The organism is Erwinia sp. E602, from assembly GCF_018141005.1.
Lineage (GTDB): Bacteria > Pseudomonadota > Gammaproteobacteria > Enterobacterales > Enterobacteriaceae > Erwinia.
This window is the reverse complement of the sequence record NZ_CP046582.1, coordinates 3,224,893-3,244,388: the sequence shown is the minus strand read 5'-3', so window position 1 is coordinate 3,244,388 and position 19,496 is coordinate 3,224,893. Positions and strand designations below refer to the sequence as shown.

The 19,496-nt window shown below is 56.2% G+C and carries 11 protein-coding genes and 1 pseudogene; 8 read left to right on the top strand and 4 right to left on the bottom strand.

Going from position 1 to position 19,496, the window contains the following annotated elements; genetic code table 11:
• Nucleotides 1-438 precede the first annotated feature (438 nt).
• The 5 genes from lrp (at nucleotide 439) to GKQ23_RS16405 (ending at nucleotide 9,398) form a co-directional block, all read left to right on the top strand.
• A complete protein-coding gene (gene lrp, locus GKQ23_RS16425; protein ID WP_006118610.1) occupies nucleotides 439-933 on the top strand; it encodes a leucine-responsive transcriptional regulator Lrp in 495 nt (164 codons plus the stop codon).
• 119 nt (nucleotides 934-1,052) lie between these two features.
• The gene (locus GKQ23_RS16420) at nucleotides 1,053-5,123 is read left to right on the top strand and encodes a DNA translocase FtsK 4TM domain-containing protein (RefSeq protein WP_212408881.1); all 4,071 of its coding nucleotides are present in this window, start codon (nucleotides 1,053-1,055) and stop codon (nucleotides 5,121-5,123) included.
• 179 nt (nucleotides 5,124-5,302) lie between these two features.
• Nucleotides 5,303-5,914, top strand: coding sequence for an outer membrane lipoprotein chaperone LolA (gene lolA / locus GKQ23_RS16415; protein WP_056236907.1), 612 nt, complete (start codon nucleotides 5,303-5,305; stop codon nucleotides 5,912-5,914).
• Between the two features lie 7 nt (nucleotides 5,915-5,921).
• A complete protein-coding gene (locus tag GKQ23_RS16410) occupies nucleotides 5,922-7,265 on the top strand; it encodes a replication-associated recombination protein A (RefSeq protein ID WP_212408880.1) in 1,344 nt (447 codons plus the stop codon).
• A 186-nt stretch (nucleotides 7,266-7,451) separates the two neighbouring features.
• A complete protein-coding gene (locus tag GKQ23_RS16405; RefSeq protein ID WP_212408879.1) occupies nucleotides 7,452-9,398 on the top strand; it encodes an ATP-binding protein in 1,947 nt (648 codons plus the stop codon).
• A 217-nt stretch (nucleotides 9,399-9,615) separates the two neighbouring features.
• Here the strand turns inward: GKQ23_RS16405 and GKQ23_RS16400 are convergent, their stop codons facing one another.
• Nucleotides 9,616-12,042: an AAA family ATPase gene (locus GKQ23_RS16400; protein WP_212408878.1), complete on the bottom strand. Its 2,427-nt coding sequence runs from the start codon at nucleotides 12,040-12,042 to the stop codon at nucleotides 9,616-9,618.
• 77 nt (nucleotides 12,043-12,119) lie between these two features.
• Here GKQ23_RS16400 and GKQ23_RS23955 point away from each other — a divergent pair.
• The 3 genes and pseudogenes from GKQ23_RS23955 to GKQ23_RS16390 form a co-directional block, all read left to right on the top strand.
• A pseudogene (locus tag GKQ23_RS23955) lies at nucleotides 12,120-12,236 on the top strand (hypothetical protein); the annotation flags it as partial.
• A 94-nt stretch (nucleotides 12,237-12,330) separates the two neighbouring features.
• Nucleotides 12,331-13,623: a serine--tRNA ligase gene (gene serS, locus GKQ23_RS16395; RefSeq protein WP_101505608.1), complete on the top strand. Its 1,293-nt coding sequence runs from the start codon at nucleotides 12,331-12,333 to the stop codon at nucleotides 13,621-13,623.
• A gap of 279 nt (nucleotides 13,624-13,902) precedes the next feature.
• Entirely contained in the window at nucleotides 13,903-15,054 is a 1,152-nt protein-coding gene (locus GKQ23_RS16390; RefSeq protein ID WP_212408877.1) for an MFS transporter, read from the top strand.
• 165 nt (nucleotides 15,055-15,219) lie between these two features.
• Here GKQ23_RS16390 and pflA read toward each other — a convergent pair whose 3' ends face one another.
• From pflA to focA, 3 genes are all read right to left on the bottom strand, one after another.
• The gene (pflA, locus tag GKQ23_RS16385) at nucleotides 15,220-15,960 is read right to left on the bottom strand and encodes a pyruvate formate lyase 1-activating protein (RefSeq protein WP_056236901.1); all 741 of its coding nucleotides are present in this window, start codon (nucleotides 15,958-15,960) and stop codon (nucleotides 15,220-15,222) included.
• A 136-nt stretch (nucleotides 15,961-16,096) separates the two neighbouring features.
• Nucleotides 16,097-18,379, bottom strand: coding sequence for a formate C-acetyltransferase (pflB, locus tag GKQ23_RS16380; RefSeq protein WP_056236899.1), 2,283 nt, complete (start codon nucleotides 18,377-18,379; stop codon nucleotides 16,097-16,099).
• A gap of 68 nt (nucleotides 18,380-18,447) precedes the next feature.
• Nucleotides 18,448-19,317, bottom strand: coding sequence for a formate transporter FocA (gene focA / locus GKQ23_RS16375; protein ID WP_056236897.1), 870 nt, complete (start codon nucleotides 19,315-19,317; stop codon nucleotides 18,448-18,450).
• Nucleotides 19,318-19,496 lie beyond the last annotated feature (179 nt).

Sequence of the window (19,496 nt, the reverse complement as noted above, 5' to 3'; positions counted from 1 at the left end):
AATGATTAATGAAAAAGGTTTTACCAATCAACGCCCCGGCGTTAAGGCATGAGCGATGAAAAAACCGCCGACGCCGGGCCGGGCCGGGTGCTTAAATGGCTAAATTATCATTGCAAAACAGGATCGCACGAGGTGGTTTGGCATGTTGTACTGGTTTTGGTTGTTTTACTTTGACAATCGGCTGCGCTTTTGCGAAAACATTATGCGAAGCAGAGAGTATTCACAATGACGTAACGGGGAATCGTTCCCTTTTTTACGCTCGGCGACGAATTTACTCAGCCTGGCATTTGGAATGACGCATGGTGTGGACAGACAGCATGCGTCATGCGGATGGACGCGGTTCACGCAACAGGCTCGATGTCTTCACTTAGAACGACCCGGGACGTACGCGTTCCAGGGTAGGCGGGTAAAGGGAAGGAATTAAGAGAGACAATAATAATGGTAGATAACAAAAAACGACCGGGTAAAGACCTCGACAGAATCGACCGTAACATCCTTAACGAACTGCAAAAAGACGGGCGCATTTCTAACGTCGAACTTTCCAAACGCGTGGGGCTGTCGCCGACTCCCTGCCTGGAACGCGTGCGCCGCCTTGAGCGTCAGGGCTTCATTCTGGGCTACACCGCGCAGCTGAACCCGCATTATCTTGATGCCTCGCTGTTGGTATTCGTTGAGATTACTCTGAATCGTGGCGCGCCTGACGTGTTTGAGCAATTTAACGCCGCTGTGCAAAAACTTGAGGAAACTCAAGAGTGTCACCTGGTTTCCGGTGATTTTGACTACCTGCTGAAAACCCGCGTGCCGGACATGTCCGCCTACCGTAAATTGCTCGGTGAAACCTTGCTGCGTCTGCCGGGAGTGAACGACACCCGCACCTACGTGGTCATGGAAGAAGTGAAACAAAGTAATCGCTTAGTGATTAAAACTCGCTAACACAGGGCAGGTGCAAAACCTGGTAGTTTTCGGTACACTCCTGTGAATTCATACAGGTTCAGCGTCGGGCTCGCCCGACGCTGTTGCCTTCATAGTTTACGGGCACCTGGAGAGAACTCTTGAGCCAGGAATACACAGAAGATAAAGAAGTTTCCCTGCAACCGCTGAGCAGTGGGCGTCGCCTGCTGGAAGCCTTGCTGATGATTGTTGCGCTGTTCGCCGTCTATCTGATGGTGGCGCTGGTGAGCTTTAACCCGTCCGACCCGAGCTGGTCGCAAACGGCCTGGCACGAACCGATCCACAATTTAGGTGGCGGCGTCGGCGCCTGGCTTGCTGACACCCTGTTTTTCATTTTCGGCATTATGGCTTACGGCATCCCGCCGGTGATCCTCGGCCTGTGCTGGCAAACCTTCCGTCAACGTCATTCGCAGGAGTACATCGACTACTTTGCCGTTGCGCTGCGCCTGATTGGCGTACTGGCGCTGGTGGTGACCGCCTGCGGCCTGGCGGCGCTCAATGCCGATGATATCTGGTACTTCGCCTCCGGCGGCGTGATCGGCAGCCTGCTGAGTAACGCTATGGCACCGTGGTTCAGCGGCCCCGGCGGCACCCTGACGCTGCTGTGCGTCTGGGCGGCCGGGCTGACGCTGTATACCGGCTGGTCGTGGTTAACTATCGCTGAGAAAATTGGCGGCGTGGTTATGGGCGTGCTGACCTTTGCCAGCAACCGTTCACGCAGTGATGAACAGTGGCGTGAAGAGGACGATGAAGAAGAGTATGACGACGCGGAACGCGCGCCTGAAACGCTGCGTGCGCGCGATGATGCCGACGATGCTGCTGACGTTCTGTTAAACAAAGCACAGAAAATCGATCTGCCGGTCAGCGGCGGTGATGACGACCAGGACCCGCTGTTTGCGCGTCCTGCTGCGCCTGCTGCCGACGGGGCGATCCCTGCCGCTACTGCCGCCGCCGAAGTGCTGCCTGCCGCTGGCGATGTTAACGCAGCGGTGACCGGTAGCGCGCCTGTCGCTAATGCGGCTTCAACGACGCTGGTTGCTGCGACCAGCGCGGGTAGCGAGGCTACTGCTGCCGCGACATTTGCTGCCGCTGCGCACCCGGCCAGCGCGGGCGTTCCGCCTCAGGCGGCTGCTGCCGCATCTCAGTACAGCCCGACGCCGCCTGACTACGGCAACCAGCCTGCGCCTGCTTATGCCAATCAGCCTGCGCCTGCCTATGGCAATCAGCCTGCGCCTGCTTATGGCAACCAGCCTGCACCTGCCCACGGCAGCCAGCACGCTGCACCGAACGTCTCTGGCTTCGGCAACAATGCGTCTGCTGCGTCATCTGCCTTTGGCAGCGAGGCGGCAACGGCTCAGCCTGGCGTAAACACTGATGCTGCCGCGCCGCCGCTGCACCGTTTTGATGTCCCGAGTGAAGCGCAAACGCCTGCACCGGCGCAGCCTGCCGTCGATCGGGACGACGGTCCGCAGATGGGCGACTGGCGAAACGCCTCGGCATCGCCGTTTGATTTTGCCACACCGGATACGCCGCACCATCCGGGGGCCGTTGCGGCCGCGACCAGCGGTGCTGCCGTGGCGGCGGCGGCGCAGTCCGCCAGCAGCGATATGCTGTTTATGCCGGGCTTCAGCGCCGTCAGCGGTGACGATCTGAATCCGCAGGTGAAGCAGGGCATTGGTCCTGAACTGCCGCGCCCTAAGCCGGTGAAACTCCCTACCCGCCGTGAACTGGCCTCGTACGGCATTAAACTGCCTTCACAGCGCATGGCGGAAGAGAAAGCCAGAGAGCAGGAAGAACAGCGTCTGCAGCAGGCAGCAGCGGCGGCAACCGGTGCCGTCGCTGCCTCGCCGGCAGCGGCCAGCGGCCCCGACAGTTATGGCGTAGAGGCCAGTGATGACGACCTGGCAGAAGCGCATCTGCGCGAAGCCTTCCTTGCCCGCGAACAGCAACGCTACGGCGACGAGTTTGCGGAACAGGACGAAGACGCGCTGCAGCAGGCCGCGCTGGCCAGCCAGTTTGCTCAACAGCAGCAGCAGCGTTACGGCGCTGAAGCCGACGAGTCGCCAACCTTTACGCCGGACACCCACGGTGCCTTCGACTTCTCGCCGCTGGACGACCTGGCCGATGACGGCCCGACAGAGCCGCTGTTTACCCTGCCGGCAGCCACGGAGCAGGCCGCCGTTGCGGCGTCAGCCCAGGCCACCGCGCAGTGGCAGCAGCCACAGCACGCGACCAGTCCGTCGCCACAGCCCGCAGCGGCTCAGTGGCAGCCGCCGCAGTCAGCGCAGCCTTCAGCCAGCCAGCCGGCGCAGCCGCAGGGCTCTCAGCCAACAGCCGCTCAGTGGCAGTCGTCGCAGTCAGCGCAGCACGCGACCAGCCAGCCGCAGCAGCCGCAGGCCTCGCAGCCTGCCGATTCACAGTGGCAACGTCCGCAGCCCACTGCTTCCAAGTGGCAACAGCCAGAGCCTGAGCCTGCCGCGACGCAGTGGCAGCAGCCCGCGTCGTCACAGCCTGTGCAGACTCAGAGCCAGTCTCCTGCTGCTGCTTCCTCGCAGTGGCAGCCTCAGGCTACGCAGCAGCCCGCTGCCCCGGTAGCGCAGCCTGTCGCGCCTCAGGAGCCGGATATGGACAGCCTGATCCATCCGTTCCTGGTGCGCCACGAGCGGCCGACGCATACGCCGACCACGCCGTTGCCAACGCTCGATCTGCTGGCTTCACCGCCGGCGGAAACCACCCCGGTCGATCAGTTCGCGCTGGAGCAGACCTCACGGCTGATCGAAGCGCGTCTGGCGGATTACCGGGTGAAAGCCGACGTGGTCGGCAGTTCGCCAGGCCCGGTGATCACCCGCTTCGAGCTGGATCTGGCGCCGGGCGTCAAGGCGGCCCGTATTTCTAACCTGTCGAAAGACCTGGCCCGTTCGCTCTCCGCCGTGGCGGTGCGCGTGGTGGAAGTGATCCCGGGGCGGCCTTACGTCGGCCTTGAGCTGCCAAACCAGCACCGGCAGACGGTTTATCTGCGCGAAGTGCTCGACTGCCCGGCGTTCCGCGATAATCCGTCGCCGCTGTCGATCGTGCTGGGCAAAGATATCTCGGGTGAGCCGGTAGTGGCGGACCTCGGCAAGATGCCGCACCTGCTGGTGGCGGGTACCACCGGTTCCGGTAAGTCGGTCGGCGTTAACGCCATGATCCTCAGCATCCTGTATAAAGCCACGCCGAAAGAGGTGCGCTTTATCATGATCGACCCGAAAATGCTGGAGCTGTCGGTGTACGAGGGGATCCCGCACCTGTTAACCGACGTAGTAACCGATATGAAAGACGCCGCCAACGCGCTGCGCTGGTGCGTGGTGGAGATGGAACGCCGCTACAAGCTGATGTCGGCGCTGGGCGTGCGTAATATTGCCGGTTACAACGAGAAGGTCGACCTCGCGGAAGCGATGGGCCGGCCGATCCCGGATCCGTTCTGGAAACCGACCGACAGCATGGATATGTCGCCGCCGGTGCTGGAAAAAGAGCCGTATATCGTGGTGATGGTCGACGAATTTGCCGATCTGATCATGACGGTAGGCAAGAAGGTGGAAGAGCTGATCGCCCGCCTGGCACAGAAGGCCCGCGCCGCCGGTATTCACCTGGTGCTGGCGACCCAGCGCCCGTCGGTGGATGTGATCACCGGCCTGATCAAAGCTAATATTCCGACCCGTATTGCCTTTACCGTGTCGAGCAAAATCGACTCGCGTACCATTCTCGACCAGTCGGGAGCCGAGTCGCTGCTGGGCATGGGGGATATGCTCTATCTGGCCCCTAACTCGTCAATTCCGGTGCGCGTGCACGGTGCCTTTGTGCGTGACCAGGAAGTGCATGCGGTAGTGAAAGACTGGAAGGCGCGTGAACGTCCTCAGTATAAAGAGGGCATCCTGAGCGCCGGCGAGGACGGTGAATCCGGCAGCGGCGGTGGGCTTGACGGTGATGAAGAGCTGGATCAGCTGTTCGATCAGGCGGTGGAGTTTGTGGTGGATAAACGCCGCGCCTCGATCTCCGGCGTGCAGCGCCAGTTCCGCATCGGCTATAACCGCGCGGCGCGCATTATCGAACAGATGGAAGCGCAGGGCATTGTCTCCTCACCGGGCCATAACGGTAACCGTGAGGTGTTAGCGCCGCCGCCGCACGAAATGTAATATTGTTAACGGGCCGGGTAACCGGCCCGTTGAATAGTCGGCCTCCGATCCCCATATCTGCCCCATGCTGCCGGGAGAATTCAGCCTATTCTCCTGTTATTCCGGCCAGCGCCTGGCTACAGTTATCCCCGTCACGCTTACCCGCTACGGGATGCACGAGTTTCAATAAGGATGCCGTAATGAAAAAATTGATCGTTTCCTGCTGCCTGCTGGCGGCATTTACCTCGGCTGGCGTGCTGGCCGATGCTTCCAGCGATCTGCAGCAGCGTCTGGACAAGGTGAAGAGCTTCCACGCCACCTTCAGCCAGAAGGTGACCGACGGCGGTGGTGCCTCGGTACAGGATGGCGAAGGCGAAATGTGGGTGCAGCGTCCGAACCTGTTCAACTGGCATATGACCGCACCGGACGAAAGCGTGCTGATCTCAGACGGGAAAACCCTGTGGTTTTACAACCCGTTTGTTGAGCAGGTCAGCGCCAGCTGGCTGAAAGACGCCACCGGCAACACGCCGTTTATGCTGATTGCCCGTAACCAGGCCAGCGACTGGAAGCAGTATAACGTTTCGCAGCAGGGCGACAGCTTCTCCCTGACGCCGAAGTCACCGGATGGCAATCTGAAACAGTTCAACATCAACGTGTCACCGAACGGCACCATCAACCAGTTCAGCGCGGTAGAGCAGGACGGCCAGCGCAGCAGCTATGCGCTGAAAAGCCAGCAGAACGGCACGGTGAGTGCGGATAAATTTAAATTTACCCCGCCAAAAGGCGTGACGCTGGACGATCAGCGTCAGTGAGGTCTGCGTGAGTAACCTGTCCCTCGATTTTTCCCGCAACGAATTCCAGCCGCTGGCCGCGCGCATGCGGCCACGCACGCTGGGGGAGTACATCGGTCAGCAGCACCTGCTGGCGGCGGGTAAACCGCTGCCGCGGGCGATTGAAGCGGGCCATCTGCATTCGATGATCCTGTGGGGGCCGCCGGGGACAGGGAAAACCACGCTGGCCGAAATTATCGGCCACTACGGCCAGGCGGACGTTGAGCGTATTTCCGCCGTCACCTCGGGTGTAAAAGAGATCCGCGAAGCGATCGAGCGGGCGCGGCAGAGCCGTAACGCCGGCCGCCGCACCATCCTGTTCGTGGATGAGGTGCACCGCTTCAATAAAAGCCAGCAGGATGCGTTTCTGCCGCATATTGAAGATGGCACCATCACCTTTATCGGTGCCACCACTGAAAATCCCTCCTTTGAGCTCAATTCGGCGCTGCTCTCCCGCGCCCGCGTCTATCTGCTGAAATCCCTTACCGCCGAAGATATCGCCGTGGTGCTGGACCAGGCGATGCAGGATGCAGAGCGCGGCTACGGCAATGACAACGTGGTGCTGCCGGCGAAGACCCGCGATATGATTGCCGAGCTGGTCAACGGTGACGCGCGGCGGGCGCTGAATACGCTGGAAATGATGGCCGATATGGCCGAAGTCAATACGGCCGCGCAGCGCGAGCTGACCCCGCAGCTGTTGAACGAAGTCTCCGGTGAACGTAGCGCGCGCTTTGATAATAAAGGCGACCGCTTTTACGATCTGATCTCCGCGCTGCATAAGTCGGTGCGCGGCTCGTCACCGGACGCGGCGCTTTACTGGTATGCGCGTATTATCACCGCCGGTGGCGATCCGCTGTACGTTGCCCGCCGGCTGCTGGCCATCGCCTCGGAAGACGTCGGTAACGCCGACCCGCGCGGCATGCAGGTGGCGATTTCCGCCTGGGACTGTTTCACCCGCGTCGGCCCGGCCGAAGGCGAGCGCGCCATCGCTCAGGCGATCGTCTATCTCGCCTGTGCGCCGAAAAGTAACGCCGTCTATACCGCCTTCAAAGCGGCGATGCGTGACGCGCGCGATAACCCGGACTATGACGTGCCGGAGCATCTGCGCAACGCACCGACCAGACTGATGAAGGAGATGGGGCTGGGCGCGGAGTACCGTTACGCTCACGATGAGCCGAACGCCTACGCCGCCGGCGAGGACTACTTCCCGCCGCAGATGGCGCAGACCCGCTACTATCGTCCGGTTTCCCGTGGCCTGGAAGGCAAGATCGGCGAAAAGCTCGCCTGGCTGGCTGAGCAGGATCAAATTAGCCCGACAAAACGCTACCGCTGACAGGTTTTATAAACTTTATAAACTTTATAAACTTGGATACATTTTGTTCATAGCAATCTCGGTGATAAGCGGATAGTTTACTTGGAAGTTTCAGAATTTCATCAAGGAAAGGAAGCCTTGCACTGACACGACTTTGGTCAGCCTGGGCTTTTCGGAATTCAAACAAGAAATTATCCAGGGGGGCATATGGAGCAAAGAACACTTCTCTATGATGAACGGTTTCTTGACAGCTATGCAGGAGCCATCATCACTGATCCCGCCACTGCTATAGTGGAGCTTGTCGCCAACTGCTGGGACGCTTATGCCACCGAAGTAAATATCACGTGGCCAGATATTCAGCGTAAAAGGCAGTTCAAAATCACGGACAACGGGCATGGTATGACCCGTGATGAGTTCCAATACATCTGGCGAACTATTGCCTACAATCGTCTCTCATCAGGTGTTAGCACAACACTCCCGCCAATGGGTGTGCAAGGTTCACCTCGCCTGGTATTCGGAAAGAACGGCAAGGGACGTTTTGCCAGCTTTTGCTTTGCTTGTGAATATCTTATCACCTCCCGCAAGGACGGGCAGGAATTTGTATGCCGCGTCCACCGAACAGCTACTGACCCACTTGTGCTTGAAGAGATTTCTTTTAAGGAAAAGGGAGTTCTGGGATATGGCACTGAGATTGTGGGAAGTGGCGCCATTCCGCATTTCCCGTTCACACCTGAAAACGCTCGTGAACTGATTGGGAGCCGCTTCCTTGCTAATCCAGCCTTCAAAGTGAAGTTGAATGGCAGTGAGATCACTTTTAACGATATTCCCGACTTGCTCTCCAGAGGAGTGGTGGATGTTGAGGGCTATGGCAAGGCAATCATCCTTCACATTGACACTAAGAAAGCTGACAAGACGACTAAGCAACATGGCCTGGCCTGGTGGGTTCAGGGTCGGGCTGTCGGACAGTGCAAATGGAGTCGCAGTGATTACGAGAGGATCCTTGATGGTCGTTCTTCAGAAGCGAAGCGCTTCACTTTCATCGTTCAGGCTGACTTTCTTAACAAATACGATGCAGTGCAGGGGGACTGGAGCGGTTTTAAAGAAGAAAACGATGTCTGGAATAAGACTCGTGAGGCAGTTCAAGACCGCGTCCGGCAGATCATTTTTGACGCGAGTAAAGCTGAAAGAGAAAACCGCCGTGATGCTGTGATTGAGAGAATCGGCACGACGATGAACACACTGTCCCCTGTAAGCAAGGACAGAGTTGAAGCCTTCGTTAATGCAGTAGTGGATACGTGTCCGAACTTTGGTGAAAACGAAATTGTTCAGTTATCCGGTATACTTGCAAAGCTGGAACAGGCCAAGTCACGTTATGGTTTGCTAGATTTACTTCACAAGTGCGAACCGAATGACTATGACACACTGCACGATATCCTTAAAGACTGGACGATTGGCATGGCAAAACTCGTATTAGACGAGATTCAAAATCGACTGAAGTTAATAGGCGAACTGCGAACTAAACTCAAGCAGGTTGGGGTTGATGAAGTTCATGAACTGCAGCCGCTATTTGAGCGGGGTTTGTGGATGTTCGGTGCTCAGTTTGAATCGATTGAGTTCACGTCCAATAAGGGCATGACGAATGTCATCAAGACTATCTTCAAAGACGAAGATGGTAAAGGCACGCGGAATCGTCCTGACTTCGTTGCCTTGCCTGACAGCAGTGTCGGTTTTTATGCCCGAGCCTCGTATGATGAGAACTACGATGAAGACGGAGTGGAACATCTGGTCATCATTGATCTGAAGACTACGGGGCTGGTGCTTGGTAACAAGGAAAAGGGCCAGGTCTGGAAGTATGTGAAAGAGTTGCGAGAGAAGGGCTATCTGAAAAAGCACACCCGTGTTGATGGATTCGTACTGGGTGACAAGATCGAGTATGGCGAAAATGATCCCACCACCCATGGTGAAGAGGTCAAAATTTCCCCTCTGCTGTACGAAACAATTTTGATACGGGCTGAAAAGAGGCTCTTGAACCTTCACAGAAAGGTTAAGGATGCACCTTTCCTTATTGAACAACAGGATGCATTGAACAAATTTTTGGAACCAGTCAAGGTCGTACAGCCGGAATTCATCGAGATTTCAGGGGGGAAGAGTTAAATGAATATCTCTGTGTACTGAAGCGATTTCTGTAACTATCTTATTTTGGCCTTTAACCACGTGAATCAAGATCTGTATGTCAACGGCACACCTTCAGCCGAATGATGAAGAAAATTTCTTTGCTATTAGAGCTTCTGGTTCGGAATTGTCGTTGAAATGACCATTCGTTAGCAACAGTTAGCTAGATGAAGAAAGGGGCTTAATGCCCCTTTTTCTATTATTTTCTCGCTGGCTCCCCAATGCTCTTTAACAGGGCATTATATTGGTGAGGATCTGCTGCATAGATTTTGTCCAAGACGAAGTTCGCTACCTTGGCGATCTCTGGTATCTCAACGGGTTTGAATCCGCGATCTGGGATTGACTCAAGGTGTGAAAATTCATTGTTGAGCCGGTTCACCAATGCGATTGCCGTTGCGTCTTCATCACCAAAGAACTTCTTAATTCGTTCAAACGCATCGTTCTTGTCATCGTGGTACGGGAACTTGAAGAACAGAAAGGCTTCCAGAAACTTGCGAAGGTTGTTCCCGAAGCCATAGAACGGCTCATGTGCGCCTTGTGCAGTGTCTTGGTTTCTGCACTTGTAGATTTGGTGAAACAGGTAGTTGAACTCAGTGACGTAATCCTTCAGGTAGGATGGCATCAGCATGATGTTGCTTTTTGGCCCATTCCGCTCCACCATAAAGTGCTCGTTATCATCTACGCTCCTGGTCTTGCCATCATCTCCGGCTGGCATCTTCTTTTTGGGGATGGAAAGACGCTTCAGATACTTCAGGAAGTCCAGGTTGTGGGTAGAGATGAAGAGCTGATTGTAACGATAGCCGTTGGAGCCATCCATGTTCTTGAACGGCTTGGCAATTAAACTTTCGATCAGGCTAAACATAAAGAAGATATGGTTTCCGTCCAGACTGGAAATTGGATCGTCAATGTAGATGATCAGCTCCTTGCCACTGCTGTCAGGTTCTTCCAGTTTGGCGATAAAGTAGCAAAAGGCAATCAGGCTACATTCACCTTCACTCAAGTTGTAGGCTGATTTGCCATCCCGCATGATCTCAAACTTGACGGCATTTTTCTCAGCGTTGTCCTTGGCTTCAAGCGTAATGCCATCGTGACCGAAGAAGTGGTTGAGCAAGGAATTGACCCGCTCTGCACCTTTGCGTTCATCCTTCTGTTGACCTTGCAGGCGGCTGACATCATTCTCCAACTTGATGATCTCGGATTCTACATTTGTATAGATCCTATTAGCAGTATCGGCGTCCGTTTTAAGACCAGCTATGCGGGTTAATTCCATGTCGTAGGCGATGTCACTTATGAAGGAAGCAACATCGGTGAGCCTCAATGCCTCTCGTGCGAAGCGTTTATCCTTCTCAAGTGTATTAGTACGGCCATTACTCTTTACGATCAGATCGTTGATGTCATCAACGCACTTCTGTATTGCTGCTGAATCGTACTTGGGTAACGGCATGGCAACTGACAGGAAGAGAGAAGTCTTCCTTGAGCCCAACGCACTCTTTAACGCTTCCAGGTCTTGCATGTATACCCTCAGGCAATCAGCAAGAGATTTTTTATTGGTTTCAAATGAGGCTTTTTCTTCGGCATAGAACTGCTCTCCGGTTAACGTCAGGAAGCCAGCAATGGCTTGAATTTCGCTGTTGACCGATGTCAGACATGAATTGATGGACGACTCCAGTTCAGCAGATTCCTTGCTGAAGTGGGAATCCAGAGCCTGCCATAGATCGTGAGGCAGATCCTGACGGCAAAAGGCGCATGTATCGCGTTTGCCCCTGTGCAGTGGGATACCTTGCTTTACCCAAGTTTGAAGGGCTGTCTCGTTCAAAAGCTCTTGAATGGCCTGCGTTGGCCTGATCGATCTAGAAAGAAGCTCTTCGGCTACTATTTTGATTGAATCAATCTTTAGACTAACCGAGACGGTATCAGTGATGTCAGGAAGGGCTTCCTGCTTCAAGAGATTGATCTTGATCGCTTGTTCTTCAGTCGTAAGCGGGGTGAACCCTACCGTCTTTACAGATGTTATGTCCTTCCTGATGCTATCAATGTTGTAGAGGGGAGGACCGTAGGTGCGATTCTGTTTGATTTTAATGTTGGCATGAGAGCGAAGCTTGCTTTCCAGAGCATCATAAGCCGTTTTATGGTCACTTTTGGTCCGATCTCTTTCCTTCTTCTTGGTATCCAGATCGTGCCTAAGACCTGCCTTGGCTTCAACACTGCCAAGTTTCGCGTAAATGGCAGCAATCTCATCGTCAATCTCTTTGTTCTTCTCCCCAACGATGGCGAAACTCTTTATTTCCCCATCAATAGTTTGATTGAATAAGAAACTTAGATTTTCACTCACAAAATCATGATTATAGACTCTTATCTCATATCCATGAGTGGCAATGTCAGCATGGGTCACATCTCCTTTGTCCCCATGAACGGTAAAGGATGGTTCTATATAGTTCAGCGGGATGCGCCCCATCTCAAGCGCACGGAAGATTCGGGAAAGGGTGGTTTTCCCCGAGTAGTTGCGCCCATAGAGAATGTTCAGGCGCTTGAAGTTCTGCACATTATTACCACCGTCACGAATACTTTTCTTCCAGCTCAGTCCATTGAAGCTGCCAAAGCTGGCAATGTCGATCTGATTAATCATTGGTTCGCTCCCTTATATACAAAACTTCCATAGTGGCGATATGACATGCATCTTAGTTTTGCTCAGTCTACTCCCGGATGGCGCAGACCCGCTACTATCGTCCGGTTTCCCGTGGCCTGGAAGGCAAGATCGGCGAAAAGCTCGCCTGGCTGGCTGAGCAGGATCAAATTAGCCCGACAAAACGCTACCGCTGACAGGGGCGTTGCGGTAAGGTTAGCAGTGAATTCAACGCAGCCGAACTCGGGTGCGTCCCCTCTTTTTATCAATCATAACAAGCACAGGACAAGCATGCTCGATCCCAATCTGCTACGTAATGAGCCAGAGGCCGTTGCTGAACAACTGGCACGCCGGGGCTACAAACTGGACGTTGACACACTGCGCGCACACGAAGAGCGCCGCAAGGTGTTGCAGGTAGAAACCGAAAATCTGCAGGCAGAGCGCAACTCCCGATCCAAATCCATCGGTCAGGCGAAAGCGCGCGGGGAAGATATTGAGCCGCTGCGTCAGGAAGTCAATCTGCTGGGCGAACGCCTGGATGCGGCCAAGGTGGAGCTGGATGAGCTGCTGACGAAGATTAACGAGATGGCCCTGGCGATCCCAAACATTCCTGCTGACGTGGTGCCGTTCGGTAAAGACGACAGCGAGAACCAGGAGATCGGCCGCTGGGGTGAGCCGCGCAAATTTGATTTTGCCGTGCGTGACCACGTTGAACTGGGTGAAATGGCAGCAGGCCTGGATTTTGCTGCCGCGGTGAAGCTGACCGGTTCACGTTTTATCGTGATGCGCGGACAGATTGCGCTGATGCACCGTGCGCTGAGCCAGTTTATGCTCGATCTGCACACCGAGCAGCATGGTTATCAGGAAACCTACGTGCCTTACCTGGTCAACCACGCCAGCCTGTACGGTACCGGCCAGCTGCCGAAGTTTGGTGAAGATCTGTTCCATACCCGACCGCTGGAAGAAGAAGCTTCCAGCAGCAACTATGCGCTGATCCCGACGTCGGAAGTGCCGCTGACTAACCTGGTGCGTGACGAGATCCTCGAAGAAGAGTCGCTGCCGCTCAAGATGACCGCACACACGCCGTGCTTCCGTTCTGAAGCCGGTGCCTACGGTCGTGATACCCGTGGCCTGATCCGTATGCACCAGTTCGATAAAGTTGAAATGGTGCATATTACCCGTCCGGAAGACTCGATGGACGCGCTGGAAGAGCTGGTCGGCCACGCTGAGAAAGTGCTGCAGCTGCTCAACCTGCCGTACCGCAAGGTGCTGCTGTGTACCGGTGATATGGGTTTTGGTTCGCACAAAACTTACGATCTGGAAGTGTGGCTGCCGGCGCAGGATACCTACCGTGAAATCTCCTCGTGCTCGAACATGGGTGATTTCCAGGCGCGCCGCATGAAAGCGCGCTGCCGTCCAAAAGGCGAGAGCAAAACCCGCCTGGTGCACACCCTGAACGGCTCCGGCCTGGCGGTGGGCCGCACCCTGGTGGCGGTACTGGAGAACTACCAGCAGGCTGACGGCCGTATCGAAGTGCCGGAAGTGCTGCGGCCGTATATGAAAGGGCTCGAGTTTATCGGTTAAGCCAGCCAGAGAAACCCGCCGCCCGGCGGGTTTTTTTTATCTGTAGTTTGAGAAAAAATGGTCATCGACTTTAATCGTCTTCAGGAACAATTTAACAGCAAATTCAATGAGATAATTTCTCGTAAAATCGCCAATTGCGTTATCTAACTAACTGTTAATAAGTAAATTAAATCATTGATATACAAATCGTGCTAATCCACGTTTTTTGTGCTTCTCCAAACCCCGGCGCGGTGGCATGATGCGCGCAAAATCCTACCCCCTTTTTGGTTTTTCACTACTATGTCCATCTGGTCGCGTCCCGTTGTGGTGCTGCTCAGCGGCCTGCTGCTGCTGACGGTTGCTATTGCCGTGCTCAATACCCTCGTTCCCCTGTGGCTGAGCCACGACGCGCTGCCGACCTGGCAAATTGGCATGGTGGGTTCGTCTTATTACACGGGAAATCTGCTCGGCACGCTGGTGGCCGGCTGGGTGATTAAGCGTTACGGCTTCAACCGCAGCTATTACCTCGCGTCGCTGATCTTTGCGGTTGCCACGGTGATGCTCGGGCTGGGCACCGGCTTCTGGAGCTGGACCCTGTGGCGCTTTATCGCCGGTGTCGGCTGTGCGCTGATCTGGGTGGTGGTGGAGAGCGCGCTGATGTCGAACGGCACCGTGCGCAACCGCGGGCGTCTGCTGGCGGCCTATATGATCGTGTATTACATCGCCACCGTGCTCGGACAACTGCTGGTCAGCGGCGGATCCACCGCGCTGCTGCAGGTGCTGCCGTGGATCACCACGCTGATCCTCACCGCTATCCTGCCGCTGGTGTTCTGCCGGGTGACGGCGCAGATGGCGGGGGAGGAGGCCCCGGCGGGGCGGATGTTGTCGATGCTGCGCCTGCGCAGCGCCCGGCTGGGCATCAACGGCTGCATTATCTCCGGCATCGTGCTGGGGTCGCTGTATGGGCTGATGCCGCTGTACCTGTCTCATCAGGGCATCGGTGACGCCAGCGTCGGTTACTGGATGGCGCTGCTGGTCAGCGCCGGCATTATTGGGCAGTGGCCGGTAGGTCGCCTGGCAGACCGCTATGGCCGCCTGCTGGTGCTGCGGGTGCAGGTGTTTGGCATTATCCTTGGCGCGATGGCGATGCTCGGCGGCACCGCGATGGCACCGGCGCTGTTCGTGCTGGGGCTGGCGGGCTTTACGCTCTACCCGGTGGCGATGGCCTGGGCCTGTGAAAAAGTCCCCCAGCACGAGCTGGTGGCGATGAACCAGGCGCTGCTGCTCAGCTATACCGTCGGCAGCCTGGCGGGCCCGACCATGACCTCAATGCTGATGCAGCACTACTCTGACCGCCTGCTGTTTGTGATGATTGCCGGCGTCGCGCTGGTCTATCTGCTGATGCTGCTGCGCAAGGCCGATCACCACGCCACGCCGGTGGCCCACGCCTGATCGAACAGAGGCCGCCCTTATGGCAGCCTCTCCCGCGTCGGTCAGGGGCGGCCAGCGCCGCGCCCTGTTCAGACTCTGTGCCGGTAACTCTGCTGATGGTTTACCGGCGATCGCCCATATCCGGCTCGCTTCTGCCATCCGCATGGCATATCGCCGGCTCAGGGTTCAGTACATCACCTGGTGACCGTAGCCTTCCAGAATGCTTTTAACGCGTTCCATAGTCTCTTTTTTCGGTGGATGCACGCCGTCCAGCTGGTACTCCTCGCCCATCGCCTCCCATTTATGTTTGCCCAGTTCGTGATAGGGCAGCAGCTCGATCTTCTCTACGTTGCCCATATCGCGGGTAAAGGCACCCAGCCGGTGGGCGGAGTCGTCGTCATCCGTGTAGCCCGGCACCACCACGTAGCGGATCCAGGTGCGGATATTGCGCTTGGCCAGATAACGGGCAAAGTCGAGCGTGCGGTGGTTGGGCACGCCAACCAGCACCTGGTGTACATCATCGTTGATCTGTTTCAGATCGAGCATCACCAGGTCGGTAACGTCGAGCAGTTCATCGATTACCGGGTCATAGCGGCGCACAAAGCCGTTGGTGTCGAGACAGGTGTGGATCCCTTCGGCCTTGCAGGCGCGGAACCAGTCACGCACAAACTCCGCCTGCAGGATCGCTTCGCCACCCGACGCGGTGACACCGCCGCCAGAGGCGTTCATGTAGTGACGATAGGAGACCACATCCTGCATCAGCGCCTCAACGGTGATTTCGCTGCCGCCGTGGGTGTCCCAGGTGTCGCGGTTGTGGCAGTAGAGGCAGCGCATCAGGCAGCCCTGGAAGAAGGTGATAAAGCGGATGCCGGGCCCGTCTACGGTGCCACAGGATTCAAAAGAGTGAATACGACCGGTGAGTGACATGCGATGGGTTCTCCTGGTTGGCGCGGTCTGTCGCCGCGCTACGTTAAGTCTGTTTTGCGCGCCGCCTGCGGCGGGGCAGAGGGCGGGCAAAAAAGGCTGGTAAAAAACCGGCCCCGGTGGGGGCCGGCGACAGAGCTTACAGGCTCTGGGTAAAGGTACGGGTAATCACATCCTGCTGCTGCTCTTTGGTCAGCGAGTTAAAGCGCACCGCGTAGCCGGAGACGCGGATGGTCAGCTGCGGATATTTTTCCGGATCGTTCATCGCTTCCAGCAGCATCTCGCGGTTCATCACGTTGACGTTGAGGTGCTGGCCGCCTTCCAGACCGGCTTCATGGTGGAAGTAACCATCCATCAGCCCGGCGAGGTTAGCTTTGCGCACGTCGTCGTTTTTACCCAACGCATTCGGTACGATTGAGAAGGTGTAAGAGATACCATCCTTCGCATAGGCAAACGGCAGTTTCGCCACTGAGGTCAGCGAGGCCACCGCACCTTTCTGATCGCGGCCGTGCATCGGGTTAGCACCCGGTCCGAACGGCGCGCCTGCCCGGCGTCCGTCCGGGGTATTACCGGTTTTTTTGCCGTACACCACGTTTGAGGTGATGGTCAGCACCGACTGGGTCGGCACCGCGTTGCGGTAGGTCTGCAGCTGCTGAATTTTCTTCATAAAGCGCTCGACCAGGTCGCAGGCGATATCGTCCACCCGTGCGTCGTTGTTACCAAACTGCGGGTACTCACCCTCAATGTTGAAGTCGATGGCCAGACCATCTTCATCACGTACCGGCGACACTCTGGCATACTTAATCGCGGAGAGGGAGTCGGCGGCCACCGACAGTCCGGCGATACCGCAGGCCATGGTGCGATAGACGTCACGGTCATGCAGCGCCATCAGCGAAGCTTCATAGCTGTACTTGTCGTGCATGTAGTGGATGACGTTCAGCGCGGTGACGTACTGTTTTGCCAGCCAGTCCATAAAGTGATCCAGGCGGCCCATGACTTTATCGTAGTCCAGCACCGCATCGGTCATCGGCGCTTCTTTCGGGCCGACCTGCATTTTCAGCTTCTCATCCATGCCGCCGTTGATGGCATACAGCATGGTTTTTGCCAGGTTGGCGCGGGCGCCGAAGAACTGCATCTGTTTGCCGACGATCATCGGGCTGACGCAGCAGGCGATGGCGTAGTCGTCGTTATCGAAGTCCGGGCGCATCAGGTCGTCATTTTCGTACTGCAGCGATGAAGTATCAATTGAGACCTTCGCCGCATATTTTTTGAAGTCTGACGGCAGCTGTTCTGACCACAGAATGGTCATGTTTGGCTCCGGTGACGGCCCCATGGTGTACAGCGTGTTGAGGAAGCGGAAGGTGTTTTTGGTTACCAGCGTACGGCCATCCACGCCCATACCACCCAGCGATTCGGTGGCCCAGATCGGGTCGCCTGAGAACAGTTCATCGTACTCCGGCGTACGCAGGAAGCGCACCATACGCAGCTTCATTACCAGATGGTCGATCAGCTCCTGCGCATCGGACTCGGTGATTTTACCGGCCTTCAGGTCGCGCTCGAAATAGATATCGAGGAAGGTGGAGACGCGGCCGAAGGACATCGCCGCGCCGTTTTGTGATTTCACCGCGGCCAGATAACCGAAGTAGGTCCACTGGACGGCTTCTGCCGCGCTGGTGGCCGGGCCGGAGATATCGCAGCCATATTTGGCGGCCATCTCTTTGATCTGCTGCAGCGCGTGGTGCTGGTCAGCAATCTCTTCCCGCAGGCGGATGGTTGCTTCCAGGTTAACGCCGTTTTCCATATCCGCCTGCAGTGAGGTGAACTGGGCAAACTTGTCTTTCATCAGCAGGTCGATACCGTACAGCGCCACGCGGCGATAGTCGCCGATGATGCGGCCACGGCCGTAGGCATCCGGCAGGCCGGTTAACACGCCGGACTTACGGCAGCGCAGGATGTCCGGGGTATAGACGTCGAACACGCCCTGGTTGTGGGTTTTGCGGTAGTCGGTGAAGATTTTTTTCAGCGCCGGGTCCAGCTCACGGCCGTAAACCTTGCAGGAACCCTCGACCATTTTGATGCCGCCGAACGGAATAATTGCGCGTTTCAGCGGTGCTTCGGTCTGCAGGCCGACGATTTTTTCCAGCCCTTTGTTGATGTAGCCGGCGTCATGTGAGGTGATGCTGGACGCGAGGTCGGTATCAAAGTCCACCGGCGCATGGGTGCGGTTTTCCTGCTTAATCCCTTCCATCACTTTGTCCCACAGCGCGGTGGTCGCGGCGGTGGCACCGGTAAGGAAAGCCTCGTCGCCTTCATACGGGGTATAGTTTTTCTGAATGAAGTCGCGGACGTTGATGCTGTTCTGCCATTCACCTGCAGCGAAACTTTCCCAGGCGTTTGCCAGTGTTTGATTACGATCGGTCATCTGATACCTGCCTTATTTTCGTGAAATTCGGTGGTGGGGGCCGGGAACAACGCCCGGCGTCCGCCCGTTCAGTCGTGGCCGCTGTGGCTGCGGTCGTCGCGTAAGTAAATGACCCAGTAGGTCAGCCCGACCAGCAAACCGCCGCCGATGATGTTGCCCAGCGTCACGGGGATCAGGTTGTCGCTAATAAAGTCGCTAACGGAAAGATGAGAAAACTGTGCGGCCGTGGCGCCGGTGGCCTGCCAGAACTCCGGCGACGCGAAGTCGCGGATGACGATGGCCAGCGGGATCAGGAACATATTTGCGATGCTGTGCTCAAAACCGCTGGCGACAAACATCGCTACCGGCAGCACCATGGCGAACATTTTATCCAGCAGGGTACGCCCGGAGTAGCTCATCCACACCGCCATACAGACCATCAGGTTGGCAAGAATGCCGAGGCTGGTGGCTTCAATAAACGTGTGGTGCATTTTGTGGTCGGCGGTCTGCAGCACGTTCAGCCCCCAGGCACCGCTGGCCGCCATATGCTGGCCGGCCAGCCAGATCAGCGCCACAAAGAAAATCGCGCCGACGAAGTTACCGATGTAAACGGTCAGCCAGTTGCGTGCCAGCTGCCCCCAGCTGATGCGACCGCTGGCTTTCGCCACCACGATCAGCACGGTAGAGGTGAACAGGTCAGCACCGCAGACTACCACCAGCATCAGCCCCAGCGAGAAGCAGACGCCGCCGACCAGTTTGGCCATGCCCCAGGGCAGCGCGCCGCTGCCGGTGGTGGCGGTGATGTAAAACGCAAAGGCGATGGAGATAAAAACGCCCGCGGTGATGGCGAGGAAGAACGTGGTGAAAGGCGCTTTGGTGGCTTTATATACCCCCGCATCTTCGGCAACTTTCGCCATCTCAGCAGGTAATAATAGTTCAAAAGGAGTGACCGTTTTCACACTCACATACTCCTAAAAAGTGTCAGCGAGGAAATTGTAACAAGCCCCTCCTTTTACAGACTTGATTTGGATCATATCTCGGGATTGTGAATGGATTAATTACGATTCATGTAACGCTGAAAAGAGAATATGTGTATGATTTATATGGAATAAATATTTTTTAATATATCAAAATAAAT